General features: G+C 71.2%; 15 protein-coding genes. 12 read left to right on the top strand and 3 right to left on the bottom strand.

Features of this window, described 5'->3' with window-relative positions; all coding sequences use genetic code 11:
• Positions 1 to 11: 11 nt before the first annotated feature.
• From ABEA33_RS24310 to ABEA33_RS24320, 3 genes are all read left to right on the top strand, one after another.
• A complete protein-coding gene (locus tag ABEA33_RS24310; RefSeq protein WP_345529690.1) occupies positions 12 to 521 on the top strand; it encodes a DUF3180 domain-containing protein in 510 nt (169 codons plus the stop codon).
• Between the two features lie 9 nt (positions 522 to 530).
• The gene (locus ABEA33_RS24315; protein ID WP_345529691.1) at positions 531 to 1,142 is read left to right on the top strand and encodes a hypothetical protein; all 612 of its coding nucleotides are present in this window, start codon (positions 531 to 533) and stop codon (positions 1,140 to 1,142) included.
• Positions 1,143 to 1,221: 79 nt separating this feature from the next.
• Positions 1,222 to 2,304, top strand: a complete 1,083-nt coding sequence (locus ABEA33_RS24320; protein ID WP_345529692.1) for a GNAT family N-acetyltransferase — start codon at positions 1,222 to 1,224, stop codon at positions 2,302 to 2,304.
• Positions 2,305 to 2,371: 67 nt separating this feature from the next.
• On the opposite strand, the gene ABEA33_RS24325 is transcribed toward ABEA33_RS24320, so the two are convergent.
• The gene (locus tag ABEA33_RS24325; protein ID WP_345529693.1) at positions 2,372 to 3,382 is read right to left on the bottom strand and encodes an ABC transporter ATP-binding protein; all 1,011 of its coding nucleotides are present in this window, start codon (positions 3,380 to 3,382) and stop codon (positions 2,372 to 2,374) included.
• Between the two features lie 3 nt (positions 3,383 to 3,385).
• On the opposite strand from ABEA33_RS24325, the gene ABEA33_RS24330 reads away from it, so the two are divergent.
• The 6 genes from ABEA33_RS24330 to ABEA33_RS24355 all read left to right on the top strand — a co-directional run bounded on the left by ABEA33_RS24330 (position 3,386) and on the right by ABEA33_RS24355 (position 10,513).
• Positions 3,386 to 4,099, top strand: a complete 714-nt coding sequence (locus ABEA33_RS24330; protein WP_345529694.1) for an ABC transporter permease — start codon at positions 3,386 to 3,388, stop codon at positions 4,097 to 4,099.
• Entirely contained in the window at positions 4,096 to 4,860 is a 765-nt protein-coding gene (locus ABEA33_RS24335; RefSeq protein WP_345529695.1) for an ABC transporter permease, read from the top strand. The genes ABEA33_RS24330 and ABEA33_RS24335 overlap by 4 nt, the downstream gene beginning before the upstream one ends.
• 52 nt (positions 4,861 to 4,912) lie before the next feature.
• Positions 4,913 to 5,869: an ABC transporter substrate-binding protein gene (locus ABEA33_RS24340; protein ID WP_345529696.1), complete on the top strand. Its 957-nt coding sequence runs from the start codon at positions 4,913 to 4,915 to the stop codon at positions 5,867 to 5,869.
• Positions 5,870 to 6,022: 153 nt separating this feature from the next.
• Positions 6,023 to 8,119, top strand: a complete 2,097-nt coding sequence (locus ABEA33_RS24345; protein WP_345529697.1) for a glycosyltransferase — start codon at positions 6,023 to 6,025, stop codon at positions 8,117 to 8,119.
• Positions 8,120 to 8,146: 27 nt separating this feature from the next.
• Entirely contained in the window at positions 8,147 to 9,343 is a 1,197-nt protein-coding gene (locus ABEA33_RS24350; protein WP_345529698.1) for a glycoside hydrolase family 16 protein, read from the top strand.
• 123 nt (positions 9,344 to 9,466) lie between these two features.
• On the top strand, positions 9,467 to 10,513 hold the full coding sequence (locus ABEA33_RS24355; protein WP_345529699.1) for a hypothetical protein: 1,047 nt from the start codon (positions 9,467 to 9,469) through the stop codon (positions 10,511 to 10,513).
• 16 nt (positions 10,514 to 10,529) lie between these two features.
• On the opposite strand, the gene ABEA33_RS24360 is transcribed toward ABEA33_RS24355, so the two are convergent.
• Entirely contained in the window at positions 10,530 to 11,783 is a 1,254-nt protein-coding gene (locus ABEA33_RS24360; protein WP_345529700.1) for a nucleotide sugar dehydrogenase, read from the bottom strand.
• Between the two features lie 84 nt (positions 11,784 to 11,867).
• On the opposite strand from ABEA33_RS24360, the gene wecB reads away from it, so the two are divergent.
• Complete coding sequence (wecB, locus tag ABEA33_RS24365; protein WP_345529701.1) at positions 11,868 to 12,956, top strand: non-hydrolyzing UDP-N-acetylglucosamine 2-epimerase; 1,089 nt, start codon at positions 11,868 to 11,870, stop codon at positions 12,954 to 12,956.
• A gap of 6 nt (positions 12,957 to 12,962) precedes the next feature.
• On the opposite strand, the gene ABEA33_RS24370 is transcribed toward wecB, so the two are convergent.
• Positions 12,963 to 16,166, bottom strand: coding sequence for a bifunctional glycosyltransferase/CDP-glycerol:glycerophosphate glycerophosphotransferase (locus ABEA33_RS24370; RefSeq protein WP_345529703.1), 3,204 nt, complete (start codon positions 16,164 to 16,166; stop codon positions 12,963 to 12,965).
• Between the two features lie 137 nt (positions 16,167 to 16,303).
• Here ABEA33_RS24370 and ABEA33_RS24375 point away from each other — a divergent pair, with 137 nt between their 5' ends.
• Together ABEA33_RS24375 and ABEA33_RS24380 are read left to right on the top strand one after the other, a co-directional pair.
• A complete protein-coding gene (locus ABEA33_RS24375) occupies positions 16,304 to 18,070 on the top strand; it encodes a glycosyltransferase family 61 protein (RefSeq protein ID WP_345529705.1) in 1,767 nt (588 codons plus the stop codon).
• Positions 18,071 to 18,163: 93 nt separating this feature from the next.
• Positions 18,164 to 21,736, top strand: a complete 3,573-nt coding sequence (locus ABEA33_RS24380; protein ID WP_345529707.1) for a bifunctional glycosyltransferase/CDP-glycerol:glycerophosphate glycerophosphotransferase — start codon at positions 18,164 to 18,166, stop codon at positions 21,734 to 21,736.
• Positions 21,737 to 21,943 lie beyond the last annotated feature (207 nt).

Consider the following 21,943-nt stretch of genomic DNA (forward strand, 5'->3'; position numbering starts at 1 on the left):
GTGACCCTGACGTGATCGGCGGCCCGGCCGACCCCGAGGACGACGAGGAGCAGGGCCGGACCCAGCAGGGCCGGCTCCGTCCGACCTCGGCCGGGGCCATCACCGGCTGGGTGGTGGTCGGCCTGGTCGGTGGCTGGGCCCTGCACCCGCTCGCGGAGCGGTTCCGCGACACCGCGCCGATCGTCACGTGGGCGCAGCCGCTCGCGCTCCTGCTGGTGACGGCGATCCTCGGCGCGACGGCGTACGTCACCTGGCGCACGGTGCACGTCCATCACCAGCGCCTCGACCCGCACCAGGCGGTGAACCGCCTGGTGCTCGCCCGAGCGTGTGCGCTGGTGGGCGCGCTGGTGGCCGGCGGCTACTTCGGGTACGCCCTCAGCTGGGTCGGTGTCGAGTCCGAGCTCGGCGAGCAGCGGCTGTGGCGCTCCGTCATCGCGGGCCTCGCCGGCGTGGCGATCGTCATCTCGGCGCTGCTCCTCGAGCGCGCGTGTCGCGTCCGTTCCGACGGGGATGAGTCCTAACCTGCTGGTATGGCTTCCCCTCGCTCGAACCGGCGTCGGCAGCGGAGCACCCGCCTGACCGTCGCCGTCGCCCTGCTCGCGCTCGCCGCCGTCGCGGTGCTGGGCGCGGTCGTGAGCGGCTCGTGGCTCCTCGTCACGTTCGCCGCAGCGGTCGGTGTGCTCCTCGGAGCCGCGGCCACCAAGATCACCCACAACGAGCTGGTCACCACGCGGCGCGACGCCGCCCGGGACCGGGCGGAGCAGGCGCAGGCCTACCGCCGCCTCACCGACGAGCGCACGGCGGAGAACGCCGCGTTCGCCACCTCGATGCAGGACAAGCTGTCGCGGCAGGTGGCTGCGGTCGGTGAGCTCGAGGAGGCACTCGCCCTCGCCCAACAGCGCGCCGCGGACGCGACCCGCAAGCTCAACGCGGAGGCCCGTCGGGCTGACGCCGCCGAGCGCCAGGGTCGCGATGACCAGGAGCGGCTGGGTGGTCGCCTGGCCGAGGCCGAGGAGCGCGCGGCCGAGGCCGTCGTACGGGTCTTGGAGCTGGAGCAGGAGCTCGACGTCGTCCGTGCGGAGCTGACGGCCGTCACCCAGGCCTGGCGCTCCGCCGAGGCCACCGCGCGCCGCCACGCCTGAGCGGGCCTGAGCCCAAGGTCACGTCGGCGGGCGTCCCCGGTCGGTTCACGCTGCCCGCGGCCGGGCAGGATGGACGATTGTGATCCCCGATGAGAACCGGTTCGAAAGTGATCCCGACGCCGCCCTCGGCACCGTCTCCGGGCTGCCGAAGGGGTGGACGGTCGGCACCCCCGACCCCGCAGACCGCTTCGACGTCGCGCGACTGACCCACCTGCTCAGGGCTCACGAGCGGCACGGCCGCGGCTGGGCCGGTGCCGGGGTCGACGACGTCCTCGTGGAGGTCTCCGAGCACGGCCTGCGGATGCGCGAGAACGTCGTCATCCGCGACGAGGACGGCGATGTCCACGCGTGGGGGAGCGTCCACGACCGGTCGGTCGGCCGGATGCTCTTCGTGCACGTCGTCCAGCGCGACCTGCCCGACGACGTCGCCGACCGTTGCTCGGACCTGTTGCTGGCGTGGGCGCAGGCCCAGGCCCGGACCGTCGGCGCGGCCCGCGGCCTGGAGACGCAGCAGATCGACACGGGGGCGTTCCAGGGCGACGAGCGTCAGGCGCGCTGGCTGGCGGGGGCCGGCTTCGAGCGCGTGCGCACGTGGTGGCAGATGAGCCGACCGGTCACGCCCGAGGAGGAGGGACTGGTCGAGACGCCGGACCACTGGGAGCAGCGCGACGTGGTCTTCCGCCTGGTGCGTCGTACGGGCGACGGCATGCCGGACGTCGACGACCTGCGCGAGGTGCACGAGGTCCTGGAGGGCGCCTTCGTCGACCACTTCAACTCCAGTGAGGAGACGTTCGAGGAGTTCCTCTTCCGGCTCCGTGAGGACCCCGGCCACCGGTGGGACCACTGGTGGCTCGCCGAGCTCGTCGACGGGGACGCGCTGCGGCCGGTGGGCGCGCTGATCGGCACCGTCTCCGAGTCGGCGAACGGGCCCGACGGCTCGTACGTCTCCTACCTGGGGGTCCTCGAGGCGGCCCGCGGCCGCGGCGTCGCCAAGGGCCTGCTGCGCACGATCATCGCCGACGCAGCGGCGCGCGGGCGTGACCGCGTGGGCCTCGAGGTGGACGCCGACTCACCAACCGGCGCTGCCAGGCTGTACACATCGATGGGGTGGGCCACGAAGTACGTCACGGAGTCGTGGCACCGCGACGTGGTGATCGGCTGAGATCGTCGGGGTAGTCCCTGACGATGGTTGGGATGGGCTCGCTCCCACACCCCGAAGACGTCAGGGACTACCCCTCCGCGGCCATCTCCGCCAGCGCCGCACGCAGGGCCCGGTGGACGCCGTTGGGGGTGAGCACGCCGACGAACTGCGCGCCTTCGCGTACGCCGACGACACCATGGTCGTCGCGCAGCAGTACGGCGAGGGCCTCGCCCAGGGAGATGTCGGTGCCGACGGCGGCCCCGAGATCGCCGGTGCGGACGCCGTCGAGAGGCTCGATGTGGGCGGGATCGAGCGGGGTCACCGCGAGGCGCCGCAGCCCGCTGGTCGACCCCACGAACTCCGCCACGAACTCGTCGGACGGTCGGCCGAGCACCCGTGCCGGCGTGTCGAACTGCGCCAGTCGGCCGCCGCTCGCGAAGACCGCGACCCGGTCGCCGAGCCGCACCGCCTCGTCGATGTCGTGGGTGACGAAGACGACCGTCACGCCGACCTCGTCCTGCAGGCGCAGGAACTCATCCTGCAGCCGGGTGCGGACCACGGGGTCGACCGCGCCGAACGGCTCGTCCATGAGCAGCACCGGAGGGTTGGCTGCCAGCGCCCGCGCCACGCCGACCCGCTGCTGCTGGCCACCGGAGAGCTGGTGCGGGTAGCGGTCGCCGTACGTCGCCGGGTCGAGCCCGACGAGGTCGAGCAGCTCGCGGGCACGGTCTCGCGCGACCGACTTCGACTCGCCGTACAGCAGCGGGACGGTCATCACGTTCGCCAGGATCTTCTGGTGCGGGAACAGCCCGACCTGCTGGATCACGTAGCCGATGCTGCGCCGCAGCTGCACGGGATCCTGGTGGGTGACGTCGTCGCCGTCGATCTCGATGGTGCCCGTCGTCGGCTCGATCAGCCGGTTGATCATCTTCAGCGTCGTCGACTTGCCGCAGCCCGACGGCCCGACCAGGCAGACCAGCTCGCCCCGCTCGATCTCGAGATCGAGCTCCTGGACCGCCACCGTGCCGTCGTCGTAGGTCTTGCCGACACCCGAGAGCCGGATCATGGGCTGGGCGCTCGCGGAGGAGGTAGCGTCCATGCGGTGACCCTACTCGCGACGGTGGCGACGGCGGCCGACGCGCCGAGCTGTTACAGCAGGCTCACCAACGAGTGGTTCTGCGCGCAGTACCTCCACGACCGCCAGGACCAGCTGGTCGACGCCACGGTCGAGCACATCCAGATCACGCTCATCGCCATCGTCGTGTCCGTGCTCATCGCGTTCCCGCTCGCGCTGCTGGCCCGGCGGCTCCCGCGCCTCGAAGCCGGCATCCTCGGCCTGTCGACCGCCGTCTACACGATCCCGTCGCTCGCGCTGCTCCCGCTGCTGGTGCCGTTCACGGACCTGTCGAGGACGACGGTCGTGATCGGGCTCGCGCTCTACGCGCTGACGATCCTGGTGCGCAGCGTCCTCGAGGGGCTGCGCTCGGTCCCGGAGGAGGTGCGCGAGTCCGCGACCGGCCTGGGCTACGGGACGACCCGTCGGCTCTTCCGCATCGAGCTGCCGCTGGCACTGCCGGTGATGATGGCCGGCCTTCGGGTCGCCACCGTGTCGACTGTCGCCCTCACCACGATCGGCACGATCGTGTCGTACGGCGGGCTCGGCAACCTGATCAGCGACGGCGTCCAGACCAACTTCCGCGCCGAGCTGATGGCGGCGTCCATCATCTGCGTGCTGCTGGCGGTGGTCCTCGACCTGCTCATCGTCGGGGCGCAGTGGGTGCTGACTCCGTGGACCCGGGGAGTGTCGACCCCATGACGGTGATCTCGGACGCCTGGACCTATCTCACGACGGCAAGCAACTGGACCGGCGAGGGTGGGATGCTGCAGCTGATGGGCCAGCAGCTCCTGCTGACGGTGACCGCGCTCCTGATCGCGATGCTGATCGGGCTGCCGGTTGCGCTCTGGCTGGGACACCTCGGTCGCGGCGGAGTGCTGGCGATCAACGTCTCCAACATCGGTCGCGCGGTCCCGACCTTCGCGCTGCTCGCCCTGCTGGTGGTGGCCGACTGGCCCGGGACGCGCGGCTTCGGGCCGTACGGCCGGGCCGGGCTGGCGACGATCATCGCGCTCACCCTCTTCGCGCTCCCGCCGATCATCACCGCGGCCAACGTCGCGATCCGCGAGGTCTCGCCCTCGGTGCGGCAGGCGGCCGACGGGATGGGGATGACCGGCTGGCAGAAGTTCTGGCGCGTCGAGCTGCCGATCGCCGCGTCGCTGGTGATGTCCGGCGTCCGGCTGGCTCTGGTGCAGGTCTGGGCGACGGCGACGATCGCGGCCCTGGTGGCCGGCCCGGGGCTCGGCCGGGTCATCACCGACGGGTTCTACCGCACCAACTACGGCAAAGGCATCGCCGGCGCCGTCGTGGTCGCGGCCGTCGCGCTGGTGCTGGAGGGCCTCGCGGCTCTCGCCCAGCGACGTCTGGATCCGGTGCCCCGGGAACCGTCACCGAAACGTCACCGGGGAATGTCGGCGACCCGTCCTATGGTTGCCGAGGAGATCGACGCCGTCGGTCACTAGCTCGACCGGACACGCGCGGTCAGACACCGCGGGACACAAAAGGTGAAAGCACATGCACGTACGACGTTCCCTGGCCGTGGCGCTCGCCGCCGGCTCCCTCCTCTTGGTCGGCTGCGCCGGCTCCGACCTGAGTGACGCCTCCGACGACAACTCGCCGTCGACCGACACGTCTGCCGCCGCCGACCAGGGTCCGGTCCGGATCTCTGGGCAGGCCTTCCCCGAGGCCGCGCTGGTCGCCGCCATGTACGACGAGCTGCTGACCAACGCCGGCTACGAGACCGACGTCAAGCTGGTCGACACCCGCGACGCCTACATGGCGACGTTCCCGGACAGCATCGACGTCGTCCCGGAGTACGTCGGCGGCATCGTCAACTTCCTCAACGCCCGCGAGAACGGCGCGAAGGCGGACCCGTTCACGGCCGGTGACGGCGCGGAGCTCGCCAGCCAGGGCACCGAGCTGCTCGACGGCGCCGGGATCACGCTGCTCGACCAGTCCGCGGCCACCGACACCAACGCCTTCTTCGTGACGAAGGAGTTCTCGGAGTCCGAGGGCGTCACCAAGCTCTCGGACCTCAAGGGCAAGTCGGTCGTGCTGGCCGCCGCGCCCGACTGCGAGGGGCGCCTCGACTGCGAGGGTGGGCTATCGGACGAGTACGGCATCGACATCACCAAGGTCCTCCCGCTCGGCTACGCCAGCGACCAGACCTACCAGTCGGTGCTCAGGGGCGAGGCGGAGCTCGGCGAGACCAGCACCACTGACGGCACGCTGGAGTCCCAGGGTCTGGTGGTGCTCGAGGACGACCTGCAGATCCAGCCTGCGCAGAACCTGGTGCCGGCCGTCAGCAGTGCCTTCCTGGAGGCGCACCCGGACGTCGCCGACGTGCTCAACGGGCTGATGGCGGCGCTGACGACCGAAGAGCTCACCACGCTCAACGGCGAGGTGGCAGTCGACCGGAAGACCCCTGAGGACGTCGCTCACGCCTTCCTGGAAGACGCAGGTCTGCTCTGACGACGAAGTGACGTCGCAGGCCGCTCCGGGCGCTCCGGGGCGGCCTGCGACGCGCTGGGCTGGCCAGGCATGATTCGGCGAGGAGCTTTGCGCCCGGATACGATGCCGCCCGACGCTCGTTCTGCACGAGTCGCGTTCGCTCAGGGAGAATGGATGAGTCACGGGACCACGAAGCCCTTCGTGACCGTCGTCATCCCCTCACACGGTGGCGCGGACCGGATCGTCGAGACGCTGGACTCGCTGGCCCGCCAGACGATGGACCCGTCCGAGTTCGAGGTGGTCGTCGTACTCAACGGAATCCTGGACGACACGCCGGACCGCATCCAGCAGGTCCGCCGGCAGCACCCCCGACTCCGGCTCCGCACCGTCCAGCTCCGGGAGTCGGGTGCGGGCCGAGCCCGCAACGCCGGCATCGCCGCGGCCGCGGGGCAGCACATCACCTTCGTCGATGACGACGACGCGGTCTCGCCCGGCTTCCTGGAGTCGCTGGCGGCCGCAGCCGAGGACGGCGTGATCCCGATCGGCATGGTGGCCGACGTGCTGGCCGACACGGCCGACGGCCTGGTCGAGTTCGACAACTACCTCAACCGGCGCATCTCCACGCACGCCGGCCAGACCGTCGCCGGCGAAGTGCTGTCGACCGCGCTGGGATTCGTCGCCGCGAAGCTGGTCCCGACCGCGCTTGCCCGCACCGCGGCCTTCGATCCCTCGCTGCGCAGCGGCGAGGACGTCGTCTACTGGTTCGACCTCTTCAACCGCGCGCCCTTCCTCTTCCGGGTCGTCGACGCCGACTCGGACGCTGCCTACCACCGGTCGATCCGGGCCGGTTCGTTGTCCCGGCAGATCGCCAGCTATGACTTCAGCGTCAGCCAGCGCCTCGAGGTCATCGAACGGCTGGCGAGCCGAGAGGTCCGTCACCCCGAGGCCGCGATGGTCCGGGGCTACATGGTCGCCGCCCAGATCAACTTCCTGAACGGCTACCTCCGTGAGGCGCTCGGCGAGCACCGTCGGGCCATCGAGGAGATCCGCGAACGCGGGCTCGAGTCGGTGATGCGCTACGACGTGCTCAACGCCGGACTCGCCCGCGACCTGGCCATCTGCTACGCGTTCCCGCCCTGGGCCGACACGAGCGGGTCAGTCGCGGCGCGCCGCATCCGTCGCCGCGGCGTCGTCGTCGACGTCATCTCCCAGTCGCTGGCGTCGCGCGCCGAACGCGACCTCACGGGCCAGCTGATCGCCCAGGAGTTCATCGGGGAGCACGCAGAGCTCGCTGGCAAGGCCGGGACCTTCAACTGGCGTCCCATCGAGCGGTTCGTGGCGACCGGCATGGAGCAGATCGCCGACTGGGAGACGATCAAGGGCCGCTACCGATCGGTCTACAGCCGGACCATGTGGGCGCCGTCCAACGTGCTCGCGGGCCTCTACAAGATCCGGCACCCGGAGGCGACCTGGATCGCGGAGTTCTCGGACCCGCAGCAGTGGGACAGCCGCGGGCACCGCCGGTCGACGCTCGCCCGCCCCGGACCCTTGCGCGACGAGCTCGTCGCGGGGCTGGCGGCCGCCGGCGTCGAGCTGGGCGAGGAGGTCAACGTCGCCGAGCTGGTCGAGCTGCTGGCGTACGCCCTCGCCGACGAGATCGTCTTCACCAACGAGAACCAGCGTGAGGTCATGCTTGGCTACCTCGGCCGCCCCGAGCTGGAGGCGCGGGTCAGGTCGATCTCGAAGGTCAGCGAGCACCCCACGCTGGAGCCGACGTTCTACCACCTCGAGACCGTCGACTACCCGCTCGACCCCGGACACCTCAACCTCGCGTACTTCGGGAACTTCTACGCGACTCGTGGGCTGACCGAGGTCGTGGCCGCCATCCGCAGCCTGACTCCGGAGCAGCGCGAGCGCGTGCGCCTGCACGTCTTCACCGCCAAGCCCGACGAGCTCGAGGCCGACACCGTGGAAGCCGGACTGGGCGGCGTCATCATCGCGAATCCGTACGTCTCCTACCTGGGGGCGCTCAACCTCGCCACCCGGATGGACGTGCTCCTGGTCAACGACGCAAGGACCGAGGGTCTGCACGCGCGCAACCCCTACCTGCCTTCGAAGTGGTCGGACTACGCCGGTAGCGATACCGACGTCTGGGCGATCACCGAGATCGGGAGTGTGCTGTCCACCAAGAAGGCCCGGTACCAGTCCCCGCTCGGTGACGCCGAATCGGCACGCGCTGAGCTTGCTGCGATGCTCGAAGACCACCTCTGACCGGTGGCACATGTGAATGGAGATTGGATGTCTGTGATCGGAACGCTGAAGACGACCCGGCTGCGACCGTGGGTGTTTGCTGCGGTGGCACCTCTGGTGATCGGCCTGTCGCTGCAGGCCTGCAGCGACGGAGGCAACGGCGCAGCGGCCCAGCCCCACGCCCGCAAGGCGCAGAGGGTGGTGTCGATCAACATCGCCGCGGCTCCTGTGGGGCAGTCGAAGGCCGGACGGTCTGGGCTGACCCCGGGCCTCGCCACCTTCAAGCCGGCTCGCCCGGGCCGCAAGGTCCAGGTCCAGGCCAAGGTCGGCAAGCGGTGGAAGGTCGTCACCACCACCGTGCAGGACAAGAAGGGCAACGCCACCTTCAACGTCCCGGGTGTGTCGAAGCGCAAGCCGGTCAGCTACCGGGTGCTCGCGGTCAAGACGAAGAAGGACAAGCAGGTCGTCAGCAAGTCCGTGAAGTCGTCGAACTGGAAGCTCACGTGGGGTGATGAGTTCTCCGGCTCCGGAGCACTGAACCCAGCTATCTGGAAGACCTGGGTTCCCGGTCGGCAGCCAACCAAGTTCGACTGCTCCGACGTCCTCGCCGGCAATGCCTACCGGCAGGGCGGCGCCGCCAACCTCAAGGTCTCCCTCCTGCCCGGTGTGCAAGGCGCGAAGACGAAGACCTGCCCGACCGGCCAGTTCGGCAACGCGATGGTTGCGGCCGACAGCCCGGAGCATCACATGAAGTACGGGTTCGCGGCGGCGCGGGTGAAGTTCTCTCCGGCGCGGGGTCAGCACAGCGCGTTCTGGCTGGATGTTCCCGACTACTCCGCCATCACGCCCGGCGACGCGAGCACCGGTGCCGAAATCGACATCGCCGAGTACTTCGGCGACGATCGACCCAAGGGTGGGCTCGCCAGCTTCGTCCACACGATGAACAAGAAGGGTAAATGGGATTCGATCGGCGGTGAGTACAAGTCCCGCCACCTGCTGCCCAAGAAGAAGGAGTGGTCGCAGGGTTGGCACGTGTACTCGGTGGAATGGAGCCCGACCGGCTACATCTTCCGGGTTGACGGCGCGGTCACCCTCAAGACCTCGAAGAGTGTCTCGCACGTCCCCGAGAAGGTCGTCCTCAGCTCGCTGACCTCCATGTGGGAGATCCCTGCACTCAAGGTGAGCCAGCTGCCGTCCGTCACCAAGTACGACTGGGTGCGCGTCTGGCAGCGTCCCGGCGCCTGATCTGGTTCCGCAGCCGGGCGGACCGACACCGACGTGTCGGCTCGCCCGGCTGCGCGCATTCACTACGCTCGAGGGACTCGCGAGCAGACCGTAGCCCGTGACGCCGCAGACGGAAGGACCCCCATGACGAGCCCTGCCTCGGAAGCCGCGGCAACGCCCCGGCGGGCGATCCTGTGGGCGACGCAGCCGACCGCGGTCCTGTCGTCGCTCGGTGCCGCTTTCGACGACCTCGTGGTGGGCAGTCTCGACGACGCGCAGGCGGACCTGCTCGAGGCCACTGCTGACACGGCGCTCGTCTTGGCCGGACCGATCCCCGAGCCGGCGTTGAGCGCCGTGACCAACCACGTCGTCACCCATCCCGGCAGCAGGCTGGCGCGGAGCGTCGGTGACGGCTCGGGTTCGGTGCAGGCCGAGCAGCTCCAGGGACTTCGGATCCTGGGCGATGCCTGCCTCGGCGACCTCCCGGTCACGTGGTGGGCGGCCAGCGACGCTGCGGCAGATCTCGGCCCGCTGACCGGAGAGGGTCCCGGTGGACTGACGAGGTCCGGTGACGATGACGGCTTCGTCGCCCACGCGCGGCTGCTGCGCGCTCAGCGCGAGCTGGCCGGGTCGACGAGCGACCGGCCGGGTCGTTCCAGTGTCCCCGATCTCACGCCCTATCCGCCCCGACCGAGCACCGTGACGAAGCCACGGCCGTCGGGCCGGGGCCGCAACCAAGCACCGCGGCCGCCGGCTCCACCGACGTCCCGCTCCCGCTCCATCCTGCTCGGGTACCGGCTTCCCCTGGCGGGCGTCCTGGTGGTGCTCGGCGCCGCGCTCGGCGTGCTCGCCGCGGAGGTCATCGACGGCGGCGAGGTCGTCTGGGCGATGCTCGCCTTGGCCCTGGCCACGGTTGCTCTGGCGCTGGCCTGGGTGGTGCGGACGCTGCGCATCCTGTCCGCCGAGGTCCGGACGCTGGGCGGCCGGACGCGTCGTCTCAGGGGGGACGTCGACCGAGTCCGGGCGAGGCTCGCCAAGCGGGTCGCCGCCGACGCCGACCAGGGCGCCCGGACAGCGGCCAGGATCCGTCAGATCGAGTCCCGCATCGCGGTCGTCTCCTCCACCAGTCCCCCTGCGGAGCGTCCCCTTGCCCGCGCAGACCGGGGCGACGCGGACGACCAGCGCCGCTGAGCGCGCCGGTCGCTGCTCAGAGCCGTTCGACCCTCGGGCCGGCGGCGACGCCGCGCAGGTCGAAGAGGCAGCGCGCCGCACCCGTCAGCGCCTCGATGTCGAAGGCACGGTGTTGCTGCAGCAGCACCGTGATGTCCGCGTCGGCCGCCGCCGCTACCGGGTCTTCGGCGCGGACTGCGCCCTCGACCAGCCAGTCCGACACGTGCGGGTCGGCGTACGAGACCCGGGCGCCCATGCCGAGCAGCACCTGGGCCAGCGGGATCGCCGGTGACTCGCGCTGGTCGGCGATGTCGGGCTTGTAGGTCACGCCGAGCAGCAGCACGCTCGACCCGTTGACCGGGAGCGCACGGTCGTTGAGCAGGGACTGGATCCGCTGCGCGACATAGCGAGGCATGCCGGAGTTGATCTCCTGGGCCAGCTCCACGAAGCGGAACGGGTAGCCGAGCTGCTCCGCGACGCGGTGCGAGAGGTAGTTCGGGTCGATCGGGATGCAGTGGCCGCCGACACCCGGACCGGGATAGAAGGCCTGGAAGCCGAACGGCTTCGTCCGCGCGAGCCGGATCACGTCCCAGAAGTCGATGTCGAGCTCGTGGGAGAACCGGACCATCTCGTTGACGAGGGCGATGTTGACCTGCCGGTAGGTGTTCTCCAGCAGCTTGGACATCTCGGCCTCCCGCGTCCCGCGCGCGACCACGACCTCGGTGGTCAGCTGGGCGTAGAACGCCTCGGCCCGCCGGGCGCAGTCAGGGGTGGTGCCGCCGACGACCTTCGGGGTGTTGCCGATCCCGAACTCCGAGTTGCCGGGGTCGACGCGCTCCGGGGAGAAGGCCAGGGCGAGGTCGGCGCCGACGCTCAGCCCCGACAGCTCCTCGAGGATCGGACGCAGGACCTCGTCGGTGGTCCCGGGGTACGTCGTCGACTCGAGCACCACCAGGGAGCCGCTCGTCAGGTGCGGTCCGATCGAGCGCGCCGCGCTCCGGACCATGGAGAGGTCGGGGCCACCGGCGGGGTCCAGCGGGGTCGGCACGCAGATGACGACGGTGTCTGCAGCGGCCACGACGGCGGGGTCCGTGCTCGCCCGGAACCCGCCGGAGACCATCTCGGCGATGTCATCGTCGCTGAGGTCGTCGATGTGAGAGGCGCCGGAGTTGAGGCTGGTGACGATCCGCTCGGAGGTGTCGAGGCCGGTGACCTCGAGGCCTCGCGCGACCGCCAGCTGGGCAAGCGGCACCCCGACATAGCCAAGACCGACCACGACTACACTGCCCACTGCTCTGTTCACTCCTCGAGGCTCGACCACGGGCAAGGCTCTCACGACCAGCGCCCCGAGGGGATCGTGCCCTGGGAGGAACGCATGTCCCCGCTGGTCCTGCACGTCACCGGTGCCCGGCCGAACTTCCCGAAGGCCGCGCCGGTGATCGCCGCCCTCGAGAGGCGCGGCGTGCGGCAGCTGCTGGTCCACACGGGTCAGCACTACGACCGCAACATGTCCGAGATCTTCTTCCGCGACCTCGGACTCCCTGAGCCGGACCTGAACCTCGGCATCGGCTCGGGGTCGCACGCCGTGCAGACGGCCGCGATGATGACCGCCCTCGAGACGGTCTTCCTCGACGAGCGTCCCGACCTGGTCGTCGTCTACGGCGACGTGAACTCGACGCTGGCGGCGGCTCTCGTGGCCGCCAAGCTCGGGGTCCGCTGTGCCCACGTCGAGGCCGGCCTGCGCAGCTTCGACTGGACCATGCCCGAGGAGGTCAACCGGGTCGTCACCGACCGCCTCAGCGACATCGTGTTCGCGACCAGTCCCGACGCGCTCGTGCACCTGGCCCGCGAGGGTGTGGACCCGGACCGGATGCACTTCGTCGGCAACCCGATGATCGACACGCTGCTACGGCTGCGTGACCGGTTCGACGGCTCGCGGGTCGTCACCGAGCTGGACCTGCCGGCGACGTACGCCGTGGCCACGTTGCACCGTCCCGGCAACGTCGACGACCCAGCGACCCTCGACCGGATGGTGGCCGCTCTGCGCAGGGTGGGGGACCGGATCGACCTGGTGCTCCCGGTGCACCCGCGCGGACGGCAGCAGCTGGAGGCCTCCGGACTGTTCGACCACCCGCGGGTGCACGCGACCGAGCCGCTCGGCTACCTCGAGTTCCTCGGGCTGGTCGCCGGGTCGGCACTGGTGGTCACCGACTCCGGCGGCATCCAGGAGGAGACCACGGTCCTCGGCGTCCCGTGCCTGACGCTGCGTCCCAACACGGAGCGCCCGGTGACCATCACCCACGGCACCAACCGCCTGGTCACCACCGAGGGCCTCGCCGGGCACGTGGACGCAGTGCTGGCGGGCGACGGCCCCACGCCCGGCGTCGTACCGCCGCTGTGGGACGGCGCGTCCGGCGAGCGGATCGCTGACGTCGTCGTCGACGTGCTCGCCTCCGCCGACTGAGCAGCGTCAGTCGAGCAGCGCCCGGACGACCCGCTCGGCGGCATGACCGTCGTGGAGCACGTGGTGGATGCGGTTGAGCTCTGCGACCGCGGCCGCGTGCTGGTCACGCAGCCCGTCGAGGTCGCGGAGGTGGTCGAGGACGCCGTCGAGGTCGGCCACCCGAGGTCCGGCGGCGGTGCTGTCGAAGTCGAGGAGTGCCGGCAGCGCCGCGAGACGGGCGTCGTGGTCGGGCACGTGGAAGATCGCGGGCCGCCCCGTGAGCGCCCAGTCGAGACGCAGGTCCGAGTAGTCGAGCACCGCCGCGTCGGCGGTGAGGAGCACGTCGTCGAGCGCCGGTCCGTGCGTCACGTCGACGACCGGTGCCGCGCCCGGCTCGGTCTGCTCGATGCGCCGCATGCCGAGGGTGAGCACGAGATGGTCCTCGCCGAGCGCGGCCGCCAGTCGCCGTACGTCGAGCTCGGCCGGTGCCTGCGACCGGTGGGCCCGGTCCGCCGGCGCGTAGAGCACCACCCGATGGTCGAGCGGAACCCCCATCCGGGCGAGCACCGCGGCCCGCACTGCCTCGCGGTCGCGGTTGACCAGGCCGTCGTAGCGCGGGTAGCCGGTGACCAGCACCGCGCCGTCGAACTCGAACTCGCGGCGGTAGAGCTCCGCGACGGCCTCGTTGGGCGCGATCAGGGTCTGCCACTGCTGGTGCCGCCGAGCCAGCTCGAGGGCGACGGCGCGGGCAGTCTGACCGCGACCCCGCCAGGCGCTCACGCCGATCGGCCCGGTCGGGAAGCCCGCGAACGTCTGGACGGTTCGTTGGTCCGGATGCCTGACGAAGAATCCGGGCAGCTCACCGCTGGTCCACAGCATCGGTGAGCTCGCGAGCTGCGCGTACCACTCCCGGCTCCCGACCAGGACCGCGGCTGCTCCGTCAGGGACGGCGGCGCTGCGGCCCCGGACGGCCCAGTGGCGAGCGATGTCGGGCCGCAACCGGGCGAGCGCAGCGTCGAGGGCCGCCGGGCTGTCGCCCACGTCACCACCGGCGACATGAAGCAGGACGCCGGGCGTCGAGCTCGGTCCCGTCTGCCGCTGCTGGTGCGCCCGGCGCATCCGTTGCTGCACGTCGGGACGCCGCTCCTCGTCGTCCAGCGGTGCGCCGAGGACGGCGACGAGCGTGCCGTCCGAGCGCAGCCGCAGGGTCAGCCGGTGGTCGCCCCCGGCCTGCGAGTGGGGCAGGGTCCGGGCCAGCGCCGGAGCGGCCGTCGCCTCCACCTCGTCGCCGCCCTGCGTGGCGACGACCAGGGTGTAGCGGCCGTTGGGCGCGAGCGTCTCGACGCCGTACGGCGCGGTGGCCGTGGTCGCGAACCGCAGCCGGGCCGACTCTCCGACGGTCTCGACGGCGGTGACGGGCAGGTCCAGATAGCGACCGCGCCACCTGGCCGCCGCGATCTCGCCCTCGGCGAGCCCGGTCGTCACTGCCTCGACGAGGATCGCTCCGGGGCCCAGGTCGAGCCGCTCGACCCGGAGCTCCGGGCCGTCATCGACGCCCTCGTCGCTGTCTGCTGGCGGCCCGACGACCACCCGAAAGCCGCTGGCCGGGTCCCAGCCCGGCAACACCTGCACCGGGGTGCCGTGGGCGTCGCCGACCTGGGCGCGCAGCAGCTGCGCGGGCGATCCGTCGATCGCGTCGTACACCCCGGACTCCCGGACCACCGGTCCGTGGCTGAGCCGCACCCGCAGGGTCCAGGTCGTGGGGGACCCGGTGTCGATGAGGGTGGCCAGGTCTGCGGTGGCGTCGAAGGCCGAGTGCAGGTAGCTCACGTTGCCGTCGTTGGCCCACTGGTCGACCTCGGGGTCGGCCGCCGCCCTGATCGAAAGGGGAGCGACGGTCCCGGCGCCGCCGACGAGCCAGGCTTCGAGCTCTCCGGACCGGTCCTCGGTGCCCAGCCCCGGGACCAGTGCCCAACCCGAGATCCGGAGCGCGGACCCGTCGACCGCCACCCACCGGAGCCCGGTGCGCAGCGTCGTCTCGGAGTCGGCCAGCGACCAGAGCTCGGCGGGGACCAGGTCGCCGACGGACGTCGGAAGGTCGGGTACGGCGAACATCCGGTCGCCAACCACCCGGACCGCTGGCTGGCCGGCGGTGCGGAAGTGCTCGTCGGCGATGCTCAACGCATCCCACTGCCGCTCGGCGCACAGCCAGGCGCGGACCGCGCGGTCGTGCCGGACGGTGCGCAACGCACGGGGCGTGGCGCGGTCCAGGAAGGTGCGGTACGTCGTGGCGAGCGCCTCGCGGTACTCGTCCGAGCCGGTCAGGGCGTGCGGCAGGAAGGGCGGGAAGTCGATGTCGAGACACCGGCCCACCCAGGCGTCGTACGTCGCCTCACTCGCCTCTGCCCGGAGCAGGTCGTAGGCCTCCTCCTTCACGGTGATCCGGTCCAGGAGGTTCTGCATGACGGCCTTCTGCTGGCCCGTGCTCGTCAGGTCCTCGCGCGCCCGCCAGCGGTACGTGACTCGGGCGAGGACATCGAACCGGTCCGCACGGACGTAGGCCGCCAGCATCGGGACGTGGTCCTCGTAGGCGGTCCTGGCGCCGAAGCCCCCGATCCGGTCGCGCCAGAAGGCGGTGCGGAACACCCGGTTGCAGGCGATGATGTCCTGCATCGCCGCCGGGAAGTCGTCGATGGTCGTGGCGATCCGGTCGACCTCGTGCACGGTCCGGCCCCAGGCGACCTGGCGCGCCACGCCGTGCCTGGTGCGCTGGGCGGCACCGACCACGAAGTCGGAACCGGATCGACGCAACGTGCGGACCATCGCCTTGTACGCCGACCGCGGGACTGTGTCGTCGGAGTCGCAGAAGGTGAGGAACTCACCCCGCGCCTCGGCGACCCCGTGATTGCGGGCGGCGCCCTGCCCGGCGTTCGGCTGGGTGAGGACGCGCAGCCGCGGGTCGCGAGCGGCGTACTGCCGCAGGATCTCGAGACAGCCGTCGGTCGAGCCGTCATCGACGGCGATCACCTCGAGGCCGGTCAGCGACTGGCCGAGGACGCTGTCGAGACACTCAGCGAGGTACGGCTCGACGTTGTAGACCGGGATGACGACGGTGAGCGCCGGCGCCGCCTCGGGAGTGTCTGCCGGCTCGTCCGCCCGTCCGGCCTTCCGCGACCACCCTCGGCCGCGAACGACATCGACCACGCGGCGGCGAGCATCTGAGTCGGTCATCGGCCTGTTCTTCGCGGTTGGGCGGAGTACGCCGAAGCCTATGGCACGCCTCCTGGGTCGGAGCCTGCCGTGCCCTAGGCTGGGTCGCCGGTCCCGGGCGGCAGCCCGAGTGGCCCCGGAACACACCGAGGAGCGCCGTGGCTGCAGGAGCGTGGGGGAGCGCACGAGCGCTGGCCGGCCGGGTCCGCCGTCGTCTCCGCGGGCAGCCGGCGACCGTCGCGGATGCCCCGGACCGTCCCGCCGTCCTGGACGAGGAGCTGCTGGGGCTGGCCGTCGACCTGCTCGGGGACCGGCTGGCGCCCCGTATCGCGGTCGTGGCCGAGGAGCGCCCGAAGCCCCTGGTCCGGGCACTGCGACGCCGGCTCGAGGGGGCGACCGTGAAGGTCGTCCCCGCCGACACCAGCCCGTCGCGGCGCCACGTGACGGTGACCGTTGCCGGACCCTTCGACCTGGTGCTCGACCTCACCGGTGTCGAGCAGGGCCGCAAGGGGCGGTTCCAGGAGGTGTTCAACCAGCTCACTGCCGGCGGCCACCTGGTGATCGCGGGCGGAGCGCCCGACCTGCCCTCCCTGACCGAGGCCCCGACCGAGGACTCGAGCCCGTTCGAGACGTTGTTGGCCGGCGCCGCGAAGCGCGTCGGCAAGCGGATCCCCCCGGAGCGCAAGCGGGTCCGGATCCACGAGTACGACGAGCAGGCGGTCGCCGACGCGCTCACCGAAGCCGTCGTACGCGGCGAGCACCTGGTGCTGACCAACGGCGCCGGTCCGGCGCTGGCCAAGCTGCGCGAGGAGGAGGGCAACCGCGTCATCGAGCGTCGTCCCGAGCTCGGGCACGCCATCGTCGAGGTGGTCGACGGCCTGCGGTTCACCTCCCGGTGCGACCTGCGGGAGAGCGCGTCGACCCGCGGCCCCAAGCAGCCGACGGAGTACGACGCGCCGGCGGCGTACCTGCGCGACTACCGCGACGTCATCGTCGCGCCGGGCCAGATCGTCGCCGATGACCGAGTGCTGTGGCCGGACACGTTCCGTCACAACGCCCGCAAGCGACTGCGCAACGGCCACACGATCGAGGTCGCCCCCGGCTACGCCAGGCTGCCGTTCGACACGACCGACCTGCCCGTGCTGGAAGGCACCTACTTCCACCTCGACAACGAGGTGCGCGGCCACTTCGGGCACCTGCTGACGGAGCAGGTCTCACGACTGTGGGCCTGGCCGCGCGCCAAGGAGCTGGTCCCCGACCTCAAGGTCCTGGTGGGCACCAACCGTCGGCCCGACCTGATGTCCTACGAGCTCGTGATCTACGGCGCCGCCGGCATCCCGGCGGAGGACATCGTGCTGATCCGCGAGCCGGTGCGGGTCGAGCGGCTGCTGTCGGCAGGACCGATGCTGTCGAACCCCGAGTACGTGCACCCGGCCATCGCGGACACGTGGCGGAGGATGGGCGACGCGCTCGCCGCGGACGCCGAGGACAAGCCGCGCCCGGATCGGATCTTCTGCTCGCGCCGGATCAAGAAGCGCGCCTGCAACAACACCGAGGAGGTCGAGGAGATCTTCCGCGCCGCCGGGTTCGAGGTGATCTTCCCGGAGGAGTACCCGTTGGCCGAGCAGGTGGCGATGTTCCGATCGGCGAGCGTGCTCGCGGGCTTTGCCGGCAGCGGGTTGTTCAACGTCTGCTTCGCCCCCGAGCCGACCCACCTGATCATGCTCAGCTCGGAGGCCTACTGGGCCCGCAACGAGTACCTCATGGCCTCGGTGCTCGGCCACCGGATCGACTCGATCACGTCGCTCCCCGACACCCCGGGCGTCTTCCAGTCGTCGTTCACCTTCGACATCGACAACGAGGGACGCTACCTCGCGGAGGTCCTCGCCGGTCTCGACGACCCCGCCGCGTCCAGCGGGTCCTGACACGGTCTCGCCGCCGAGGCCCGGCGCCGGGGCCACGTGCCTCGGCGGGATACGATCGGTCGCTCGTCGGGGGATAGGGAGAGAGGGCAACGCATGCGTGCACGCCAGCGCGTCGAGCGAGTGCTGGTTCGAGCCGGGAAGGCCACCCCCGCGAGCGTCCGCGGCCCACTCGGACGGGCGACCCGCGCCTTCCGCGGTCGCTGGCAGGGTCCGCGCGTCACCGTCGTCGTGGCGGTGAGCGACACCGAGACCCGCCGGGTGACCCCCTGCCTGAAGTCGATCCGGGGACAGCGCCACCGCAACCTCGACGTGCTCGTGGTGCCCTACGGCCCCGCGTCCGGAGCGCTCGCGGCCGCCCGCGAGCAGGCGGCCGAGGACTGGCGGATCCGCATCCAGCCCGCTGCCGGCGACCTCGCCTCGGCTTGGAACGCCGGCGCCGCCCGCGCCCGCACCGGCTATCTCGTCTTCGTGCGCGGCGGCGACGACCTCTCCACGAACGCGCTCGAGCGCCAGGTCGCCTGTCTCGAGGAGACTGGATCGGCCATGGCGGTCGGCCAGATCGAGCCGCCGCTGTCCCTCAATGCATCGGTGGAGTCGCCCTTCGAGGCCGCCCACCAGACCGAGATCCGCGGCACCACGCTGGCAGCCTCGCCGGTCGCGATCACCGACCTCGGGATCGGCAATCGCATGCTGCGTCGTTCCTTCTGGGCCGACGCGGGCCTCCGGTTCGACCCACGCGACCGCCTGGGGACCGAGTTCGCGCTCGCGACGTACGTCGCGGCCCCGTCGTTCGATCTCCTCCGCGACGCCGCCTACATCCCGACCCAGCGTCGCGAAGGCGTCAGTGTCGGAGCGGTCCGCGACGTGCTGTCCGAGCTCGATGTGTGGCTGGACGAGCACGCCGCCATCCAGCGGTCCGTGGCTGCCCTCGAGCTCCCCGACGTGCTCGACTGGTGGCTCTGGGGCACCCTCGACGCCGCGATCCAGCCGTTCCTCGGCGACGTGGAGCGCGCGACCCCCGCGCAGTGGACCCGCCTGCGGGAGGTGGTCGACGAGCTCGTCGCGTCCGGCGGCGAGAGTGCCTGGGCGGCGCTTCGGGCGGACTCGCGCGTCAAGCTGTGGCTGATCCGCGAGGACAAGCGCCAGGAGCTCGAGGACTACGTGACAGCCCGGTTCTTCGAGCGGTCCCACCGTCCGACCGAGGTCCGCGACGGCGTCGTGCTCGCCCACCTGCCGTACTTCGAGGACCCTGCGGTCGGCGTACCGAGCAGCACCTTCGTGATGCACGAGTCCGAGACGCCGCTGTGGGCTGTTCTCTACCGGGTCCAGTGGGTGAGCCCGCAGCTCCTCGAGCTGCGTGGGTTCGCCCGGATCCAGCACGTCGAGCTCGGCCCGGACACCGAGCTGCGGGCCCGGCTCGTGGAGCGCGGCACCGGCGAACGGGTCGTGCTCGACGTGTCGCGGTACGCCGACGACCGCGCGAACCTCTTCGCAGGCTCGCGCTACCAGGACTACGCCGAGGGCGCCTTCACCATCGCGGTCGACACCACCGCCCTGGCCGGGCGTGCCGTCGAGCGCGGCAGTGAGACCACATGGTCGTTGGAGCTCGAGATCCGTGCCCAGGGGACGACCCGTCGCGGCACCCTCGCCGAGGTCGACGACCGGGCCTCGGCCGGCATGGTCGAGACCGGGCACCTGGGAGACCGGCACCTGCGTGGCGCACGCGTGGGGATCCGCGGCCGCAATGCCTCTCGGTTCCGTCTGGTCGCGGCGCCCGCCTCGAAGCCGCAGCTGGTCGAGGCCTCCGTCACTGGCACGACCGTGCGAGCCACTGTCGACCCCGGGGGCGAGCGCCTGACCGAGGTTCGCGCGGTCGACGACGTCGGCATCGTCGCTCGAGCGAGGTGCGCGGACACGTCGAGCGGGACCACGTTCGCCCTCGAGCTGAGCCGGCCGCGTCCGGCCGACCCGCCGCGCCGGCTACGCCTCCTGGCTGTGACCGCGACCGGCCGCGAGGTGCCGGTCGCCTGGCCCGCCGACGCGCCGCAGTGGCTCGCTGAAGGCACCGGTGCGATCGCTCTCACCCGGTCGGACACCGGTGACGTCGACGTGGTGGACGCCCTCGGGACGCTCGTCGTCGAGGACGTCGAGCTCGGGGCCGGCGACATCGAGGTCACCGCGCGCTGGCTGGGCACCGCCCCGGCCCGGTACGAGGTCACGCTGGGCCGTCGACGCAACACCGTGGTCGGCCAGGTGACCGAGACCGACGGTGCGACGCTCCGGATCCGGTTCAGCACTCTCTGGGACGAGTGGGGTCTCGGCGAGACCCACATCCCCGCCGGCAGCTACCGGTTCCGCGTCGAGTTCGGGCCCCAGGCCGCGCCCCACGAGGGCCGGGCGCTGGTGGGAGAGTCACTGCTCGACCGGCTGATGGACTTCTCCGTGTCCGACGAGTTCCGGATGCGCGCATCGCGCAGCGGCCGCGAGGCCGGCGTGATCCTCCTGTCGCCGCTCGCGGACGAGGACCGCGGCCAGCTCGCCCAGGCCCGGTTGCAGGAGTGGTACCGCACCTGCGACCTGCCCATCGACGAGTCCGCGGTCTACCTGCAGTCCTACACCGGGGTCACCGCCACGGACAGCCAGCTAGCGATCCACCACGAGCTGCGGCGTACCCGCCCGGACCTGACGATCTACTGGGGGGTCGTCGACCGTGCGTCGGCGGTGCCCGAGGGCGGCACGCCGGTGCTGATGCACTCGCGGGAGTGGTACCGACTGATGGCCACCGCGCGCTACGTGTGCCTCAACATCGACCTGGACCGCTGGTTCGCCCTGCGCCCGGGGCAGCAGGTGCTCCAGACGTTCCACGGCTATCCCGCGAAGTCCATGGGCATCCGGATGTGGGACGCCAAGGGCTACACGCCGCGTCGCATCGAACTCGAGCTGGCCCGCACCTCCGCGGACTGGTCGATGATCCTGACGCCGTCGCCGGAGATGGATGAGCACTACCGTCGCGAGTACCGGTACGACGGTCCGATCCACAGCGAGGGCTACCCCCGCGACGATGTGCTCGTGTCCCAGGACGCGGAGCGGATCCGCGAGGAGACCCGGGCGCGGCTGGGGATCTCACCGGGTCAGCGCGCGATCCTCTACGCGCCCACCTGGCGTGACGACCTGGCGACGAACTGGCGCCGGGCCGAGGTCATGCACCACCTCGACGTCGAGGTCGCCAGCCGCAAGCTCGGTCGTGACTACGTCCTGCTGATGCGAGGGCACCGTTTCCACGGCACGGCGCAGACCGAGGGCGATGCCCAGCTCGTCGACGTGACGCACTACCCGGAGATCAACGACCTGATCCTGGCCTCGGACGCGGCGGTCCTCGACTACTCGTCGTTGCGCTTCGACTTCGCGCTGACCGGACGACCGATGGTCTTCCTGGTCCCCGACCTGGACACCTACACCGGCGGCGTACGCGGTTTCCTCTACCCCTTCGAGGAGTCGGCTCCCGGCCCCCTGGTGGACACACCGGACCAGGTGTTGGCTCTGCTGCGCGACCTGGACGGTCTGCAGCGGGAGTACGCCGGCGAGCTCAAGGCGTTCCACGACCGCTACAACTACCTGCAGGACGGCCGCTCGGCCGCCAAGGTCGTCAAGGCCTTCTTCGGCTGACGCCACTCCGTCCTCGGAGAATCGGAGGACAAACGCCGAGTCGGCGCCAAATGACCCGCGAGTCGGCGCAAAATGACCCACAGTGGGGTCACTTTGCGCCGACTCGCGGGTTAACTAGCGCCGACTCGGCGATTTCAGGTTCGCGGCACTAGTGACCCGGATTTGAGATCCGCTGCATAAGTCGTCCGAGGCTGCTGAGGATCTGTT

Source organism: Nocardioides endophyticus (genome assembly GCF_039543845.1).
Classification (GTDB): Bacteria; Actinomycetota; Actinomycetes; order Propionibacteriales; family Nocardioidaceae; genus Nocardioides; species Nocardioides endophyticus.

Bases quoted from the DNA above. Each gene is read 5' to 3' on its own strand.
- ABEA33_RS24315 (WP_345529691.1), top strand. From the start codon at position 531: ATGGCTTCCCCTCGCTCGAACCGGCGTCGGCAGCGGAGCACCCGCCTG.
- ABEA33_RS24325 (WP_345529693.1), bottom strand. From the start codon at position 3,382: ATGGACGCTACCTCCTCCGCGAGCGCCCAGCCCATGATCCGGCTCTCG.
- ABEA33_RS24335 (WP_345529695.1), top strand. From the start codon at position 4,096: ATGACGGTGATCTCGGACGCCTGGACCTATCTCACGACGGCAAGCAAC.
- ABEA33_RS24340 (WP_345529696.1), top strand. From the start codon at position 4,913: ATGCACGTACGACGTTCCCTGGCCGTGGCGCTCGCCGCCGGCTCCCTC.
- ABEA33_RS24345 (WP_345529697.1), top strand. From the start codon at position 6,023: ATGAGTCACGGGACCACGAAGCCCTTCGTGACCGTCGTCATCCCCTCA.
- ABEA33_RS24350 (WP_345529698.1), top strand. From the start codon at position 8,147: ATGTCTGTGATCGGAACGCTGAAGACGACCCGGCTGCGACCGTGGGTG.
- ABEA33_RS24355 (WP_345529699.1), top strand. From the start codon at position 9,467: ATGACGAGCCCTGCCTCGGAAGCCGCGGCAACGCCCCGGCGGGCGATC.
- wecB (WP_345529701.1), top strand. From the start codon at position 11,868: ATGTCCCCGCTGGTCCTGCACGTCACCGGTGCCCGGCCGAACTTCCCG.
- ABEA33_RS24370 (WP_345529703.1), bottom strand. From the start codon at position 16,166: ATGACCGACTCAGATGCTCGCCGCCGCGTGGTCGATGTCGTTCGCGGC.
- ABEA33_RS24380 (WP_345529707.1), top strand. From the start codon at position 18,164: ATGCGTGCACGCCAGCGCGTCGAGCGAGTGCTGGTTCGAGCCGGGAAG.